At 67.0% G+C, this 4,146-nt stretch carries 5 protein-coding genes and 1 pseudogene; 4 read left to right on the top strand and 2 right to left on the bottom strand.

All coding sequences use genetic code 11. The features are described from left to right. Nucleotides 1–2: 2 nt before the first annotated feature. Nucleotides 3–356 carry a nuclear transport factor 2 family protein gene (locus WBF82_RS23440; protein WP_424385320.1) on the top strand — a complete coding sequence of 118 codons (354 nt, stop codon included), beginning with the start codon at nucleotides 3–5 and terminating at the stop codon, nucleotides 354–356. On the opposite strand, the gene trhA is transcribed toward WBF82_RS23440, so the two are convergent. Beyond that, entirely contained in the window at nucleotides 353–1,111 is a 759-nt protein-coding gene (trhA, locus tag WBF82_RS23445; RefSeq protein WP_424385321.1) for a PAQR family membrane homeostasis protein TrhA, read from the bottom strand. The two genes, WBF82_RS23440 and trhA, sit on opposite strands and share 4 nt — an antisense overlap. A 64-nt stretch (nucleotides 1,112–1,175) precedes the next feature. Here trhA and WBF82_RS23450 point away from each other — a divergent pair, with 64 nt between their 5' ends. From WBF82_RS23450 to WBF82_RS23460, 3 genes are all read left to right on the top strand, one after another. Next, nucleotides 1,176–1,970, top strand: a complete 795-nt coding sequence (locus tag WBF82_RS23450) for a (2Z,6E)-farnesyl diphosphate synthase (RefSeq protein WP_424385322.1) — start codon at nucleotides 1,176–1,178, stop codon at nucleotides 1,968–1,970. A 20-nt stretch (nucleotides 1,971–1,990) separates the two neighbouring features. Then, nucleotides 1,991–3,352, top strand: coding sequence for a hypothetical protein (locus tag WBF82_RS23455; protein WP_424385323.1), 1,362 nt, complete (start codon nucleotides 1,991–1,993; stop codon nucleotides 3,350–3,352). Nucleotides 3,353–3,497: 145 nt separating this feature from the next. Further along, complete coding sequence (locus tag WBF82_RS23460; protein ID WP_424385324.1) at nucleotides 3,498–3,917, top strand: hypothetical protein; 420 nt, start codon at nucleotides 3,498–3,500, stop codon at nucleotides 3,915–3,917. Between the two features lie 66 nt (nucleotides 3,918–3,983). Here the strand turns inward: WBF82_RS23460 and WBF82_RS23465 are convergent. Beyond that, nucleotides 3,984–4,146: pseudogene (locus WBF82_RS23465) on the bottom strand (type I pantothenate kinase); the annotation flags it as partial.

A 4,146-nucleotide genomic window follows, 5' to 3' on the forward strand; every position in this document is an offset into this window, starting at 1 on the left:
AGATCACCGACACCGTCAACCGTTACATCAGCCTGTTGGCCAAGGGCAGCGCGGAGGATATCGCCGAGCTATACGCGGACGACGCCACCGTCGAAGACCCGGTGGGCGGCGAGGTGCACATCGGCCGGCAGGCGATCCGCGGGTTCTACTCCGCTGTTGAAAGCGCCGAGCGCGAAGCCGAACTCGTGTCGCTGCGGGTAGCTGGCAACGAGGCGGCCTTCCAGTTCAAGCTGACCGTGATCGCCGGCGAGCACCGGATGCTGATCGAGCCGATCGACGTGATGGTGATCCGCGACGACGGCAAGGTGACCGCGATGAAGGCCTATTGGTCAGTGGACAACGTCACGCAGGCTTAGGCCGGGTGGCCGACGTAGAAGACCGCGAGCCACACCGCGATGTAATGGCAGATCGCGGCCACCACCGTGCAGGCGTGGAAGAACTCGTGGTAACCGAACGTCTTGGGCCACGGGTCGGGCCAGCGCAGCGCGTACAGGATGCCACCGATGCTGTATAGCGCGCCGCCAACAACCAGCAGCACCATCGCGGCAACCCCGGCGATGTGCATGATCACCGCGATGTAGAACGCGGCAACCCAGCCCAGCCCCAGGTACAGCGGCACACCCACCCAGCGTGGGGCGGTCGGCCAGCACATCTTGAGCAACACCCCGGCCAGTGCACCGCACCACACGACGCACAGCACCAGCGTCCCCGCTGCCGGCGGCATCGCCAACAACGCGAACGGCGTATAGGTGCCGGCAATCAGCACGAAGATCATCGAATGATCGAGCCGCTTCATCCGGATGCGGGCCTTCGCCGTTTTCCAGGTGATCCGGTGATAGGTGGCGCTGACGGTGAACATCGCCACCACGGCGCCGACGTAGACGAAGGTCGCCAAACCGGCTTTGAGCCCGGCCAGCGGCCAAGACACCGAGATCAGCGCGGCACCGGCGGCGACCGCAAGGACGGCCGAGACCAAGTGGATCCAGCCGCGTGCCCTCGGCTTGGTCACTGCGTCGGCAGCGGATTCCAGGGCCTGACCGGCGACTTCTTCGACAGCGTCGAGTGGCCCGGAAGCGCCGGGCTTGGTGGCCACGTTGGTATCGCGACTCAAGATCCCTCCTGACTTGTGGTCGGATTGCCGGTAAGTGCTGCTCCCCACAGTAATCTGGATCCCTGTGGAGATCATTCCGCCGCGCCTCAAGGAACCGCTGTATCGGGTCTATGAGCTGCGGTTGCGGCAAGGTTTGGCCGCATCGAAATCCGAGCTGCCGCGCCACATCGCGGTGCTGTGTGACGGCAACCGGCGGTGGGCACGTGACGCCGGATACGACGACGTCAGTTACGGGTACCGGATGGGCGCGGCCAAGATCGCCGAGATGCTGCGCTGGTGCCAGGAAGCCGGCATCGAAATGGCCACCGTCTACCTGCTGTCCACCGAAAACCTGCGACGCGATCCCGCCGAGCTGGCCGCGCTGATCGAGATCATCACCGATGTCGTCGAGGAGATCTGCGCGCCGGCCAACCGCTGGAGTGTGCGCACGGTTGGTGATCTGGAGTTGATCGGCGAGGAGCCCGCGCGACGGCTGCGCGACGCAGTCGAAGGTACAGCGGCCACCGCAACCGGGGGCTTTCACGTCAACGTCGCCGTCGGCTACGGCGGGCGCCAGGAAATCGCCGACGCCGTCCGCGCACTGTTGAGCAAGGAGGTCGCCAACGGAGCCAGCGGCGAGGATCTCGTCGACGCCGTCACCGTCGACGCGATCTCGGAGAACCTCTACACCTCCGGGCAGCCGGATCCCGATCTGGTCATCCGAACGTCGGGGGAGCAGCGACTCTCCGGATTCCTGTTGTGGCAAAGCGCCTACTCGGAGATGTGGTTCACCGAAGCGCACTGGCCCGCCTTCCGGCGGGTCGACTTCTTGCGCGCATTGCGTGATTACAGCCAGCGCCACCGCCGTTACGGCACCTGACGACGTGTCACACTGAATGCATGGCAGCGCTGTCAGCGTTGGTGTTTTCGCTGAGTTGGTGGCTGGGCCTGTACCTGTTGGCCCGCGACCCACGCAAGCCTGTGCTGGCGTTCTCGGCGGTCGGACTGTGCAGCTTTGCGACGGCGGTGGCGCTGGATGCGGTGCGGCTCGTCACCCATTCCGCGCTTCTCAGCCACGTCGAGATTTACGTCGTGGCGATTCCCGGCGTGGCCTGGTTCGCGGTGCTCGTCGAGCTGGCCCGGCCGTCTGACAGTGGGCGCGCACGCGCGGGCGAGCTATTGCTGGTCGGTGCCGTCGCTTCGCTGACGTTGGTGGGTGCGACGCTGGCCGGCAGCGTCGACGGGCCGCTGCGGCTCGGGCATGTGGTGATGTGCGTGGTGATCTCGGTGTCCACGCTGGGAGCGATGGCCGCCGCCGTGCGGCGCCGCGCGCAGACGATCCCTGTCGTCGGGCTGGTCGTCACGGCGACGCTGTTCTTTGCGTTGGCCAATGCCATCCTGATCATCCCGCTTGGCGTGGTGCCCAGCTGGCTGGCGTTGGCGTCGACCGGTTGCGACGTGCTCGGGCTGGGTGTGGCGGTGGCGCTGTGGGACGCGTTCGACGAGGGCCAGGCGCTGCGGGCCGACATGTTGCGCTCATTCACTGGCACCGGCGCGGTAGCAGCGTTGCTCGGCGGACAGATGCTGATCGGGATCGCGTTGACCCGCCAGCAGCCAACTGCGCAGATCACATTGACGGTGCTGCTGTTCACCAGCTTGGCGATAGTGACCGCCGTGCAGGTGCTGGCCGACCCGCTGGCCGGGCTGCTGGACCGGATGGTGTTCTCGCGATCTCCGATGCTGCGTGCCGACCGGGAGACGTTGCGGCGCACGCAATCCGCGCTGCCGCTTCGGTCGGCCGATCCGCTCGACGGCTTCGACGATGAGACGTTCGCCCGGCTCACCCGCCGCGCGCTGGGCCACTACGGTGACCTGTCCAAGCTGGTGGCCAGCCCGCTGACCGCGTTGCCGGCCGTCGACGAGCGGCTGGCCGCGCGCGGAGCGCCCGACCAACCGTTGGAGCGGGCCATCGAGCTGAAGGCTCTGCTCGCCGATCGCATCGCGCGGCTAAAGCCGCGCGACGGCGGTGACTTCGGCACCACCGAGCAGTGGCGCTACTACAACGCGCTGTATTTCCCTTACGTCGTGGGCGTACGCGCCTATGCGCAAAACGCCACCGCCGCCGGCCTGGACGCCACCGCGCGGCAGGCCTGGCAGTGGTTTGTCACCGAGGTGCCGCAGCGGTCGCTGCACAACTGGCAGAACGCCGCCGCGCGTCTCATCGCCGCCGATCTGCGCGGCCGGGTGGCCGTCTCCAGCTAGCTAGATCACCTAGCCAAGGAATACGTGGCCCAGATCACGTAGTTGACCTGCGCATGGCAGTGCTTGGCAGCGCGACGCGTCGATCTGGCAGTCGCGGAACGGCACGCTCAGAAGTGTTCGACCCGACACCGCAAGGAGTTCCGACATGACCGCTGTTACCGGACTGACCCCCCGACCGTTCGCCGACTCAACCGACTCCCTGCTGCGGTTTGCCATGCGAGTCGATGCGACGTTGAGCAGCCTGGCCGGCCTGATGATTGCCGCGGCGGCGGACCCGCTTTCGTCGCTGACGGGGCTGAGCTCCATCGCCGAATATGGCCTCGGCGCATTCTTCGTGCTCGGCGGACTGCTGATGTTCATCCTCGCCGCCACGCCCGACCTGCGCCGCGCCGGCATCGTTGTCATGATCGGCAATGCGGTGTTGACAGTGGCGGCGGTCGTCGTGGTGGTCGCCGACGTGTTGCCGCTGACCGCGACCGGCGTCGCCGCCACGCTGGCCAGCGGCGTCTACACCGCGCTGATCGGCTACCTGCAATACCTCGGAGTGCGCCGACTGCCGGCGTGACTCCTGTCCCGCCGGTGCGGGGCGCCGCCGTCAGAGGTTGCGGTGCGCGACCCCGCATCGGCTTGGCTACAGCTTGCGCAGCCGGAGCCGATTGATGGAGTGATCGGCGTCTTTGCGCAGCACCAGGGTCGCCCGCGGTCGGGTGGGAAGGATGTTCTCCACCAGGTTCGGCCGGTTGATCGAGCGCCAGATCTCCCGGGCGGCCGCGACGGCCTGCTGATCATTCAGC

The sequence above is a fragment of the Mycobacterium sp. genome (assembly GCF_049673265.1).
Taxonomy (GTDB): domain Bacteria; phylum Actinomycetota; class Actinomycetes; order Mycobacteriales; family Mycobacteriaceae; genus Mycobacterium.